We start from the raw sequence: 1,548 nt of genomic DNA on the forward strand, positions 1-1,548 counted from the left end.
CTTTCAATTACCCACAAATTACTTGTAAACCCTCAGCAGTTCTGTTAACTTTTTTTCATGAGGAATTCGATCGCAATCAGATGACGACGAGGGAGATGCCAAGCGCTTCCGGGTCTCGTCGCCTGGTGTCCCATGAGCAGGAGCAGACATGGATGGACAAAGAAAATGCCGCCTGTAATTTCCGGGACGAGCGCCTCAAAAAGCGTTTTCGGCTATTGCTTGAGCAGTTCTGGACAAATATGGGGCAGACCATTCCGTTTGCCTGTCAGGATTGGGCAAATACGAAAGCAGCCTACCGATTTTTTGCCAACGATAAGGTCAGCGAACAAGACATTTTGGGTGGGCATTTTCAGGCGACGGGTGAACGCTTCGCCGATTCAGACGGGCCAATACTGATCCTTCAAGACACAACGACGTTTTCCTATCAGCGGGAGCACCCGGAACGCATCGGATTCACTGGAAAAAGTGGTACTCGCAAAGTCGATGGGCGCAACAGGCCGTTGACTCAATGCGGCATTCTCATGCATTCGAGCCTGGCCATCACTACGGAGGGCGTGCCTCTTGGCCTTGCAGCGATCAAGTTCTGGACCCGCAGAAAATTCAAAGGCTGTAACGCACTCAAGAAAAAAATCAATCCAACGCGGGTACCGATAGAGGAGAAGGAAAGCTATCGCTGGCTAGAAAACTTGAAGCAATCGACGGCGCTTTTCAGTGACCCGCAGCGTTGCGTTCACATCGGCGACCGTGAGAGCGACATCTATGAACTGTTCTGTACTGCGCAAGATGTCGGTACGCATTTCCTTGTCCGCACATGTGTCGATCGTTTGGCCGGCGATGGCGCTCACACGGTCGCCGACGAAATGGACGAGGTGCGGTTGAAAGGACTGCACCGTGTTCAGACTTCAGATCAAAAAGGAAACGTCGTCGATGTCGTTCTGGAGATTCGCTATCGCCGTATCAAAGTCCTGCCCCCCATTGGCAAGCAGAGCCGGTATCCCGCTCTTTCCTTGACGGTCATCCACGCGCGTGAACGCGGTGCGCCAGCCAATCGGAAGCCTATCGAGTGGAAGCTCATCACCGATTTGTCAGTCACTTCCCGGCGCGAAGCGATTGAAAAACTCGACTGGTATGCCCTGCGCTGGAAAATCGAGACGTTTCATAAAATTCTGAAGTCCGGATGCCGAGCCGAAGAGTCCCGATTACGCACAGCGGATCGACTCGCCAACCTGATCTCCGTTTTTTGCATCATTAGTTGGCGATTGTTCTGGCTCACCATGATTAACCGGACATGCCCCGATGCCAAGCCAACAGTAGCACTGACCAATGTCGAAATTGAACTGCTCAACTGTTTGGTAAAAGACAGCAAGCGGGCCCGTAAGCTGCCACCACTGTCGCGCTATCTTGAAAAAATTGCCCAACTGGGCGGTTATCTCGCAAGGGCCAATGATTCACCGCCAGGGAATATTGTTATGTGGCGAGGCATGCGTCGGCTGGCAGATATGCAATTCGGTTTTAATCTTGCCTCAGAAAGATATGGGTAATTGAAAG

General features: G+C 51.9%; 1 protein-coding gene. It reads left to right on the forward strand.

Translation table 11 applies throughout. The features are described 5' to 3' along the window. Positions 1–1,541 (forward strand): IS4 family transposase (locus RCH09_RS19620; RefSeq protein ID WP_326942825.1); only part of this gene is annotated, 1,541 nt, incomplete at its 5' end. Between the last annotated feature and the right edge of the window lie 7 nt (positions 1,542–1,548).

Source organism: Actimicrobium sp. GrIS 1.19, from assembly GCF_035984655.1.
Classification (GTDB): domain Bacteria; phylum Pseudomonadota; class Gammaproteobacteria; order Burkholderiales; family Burkholderiaceae_D; genus Actimicrobium.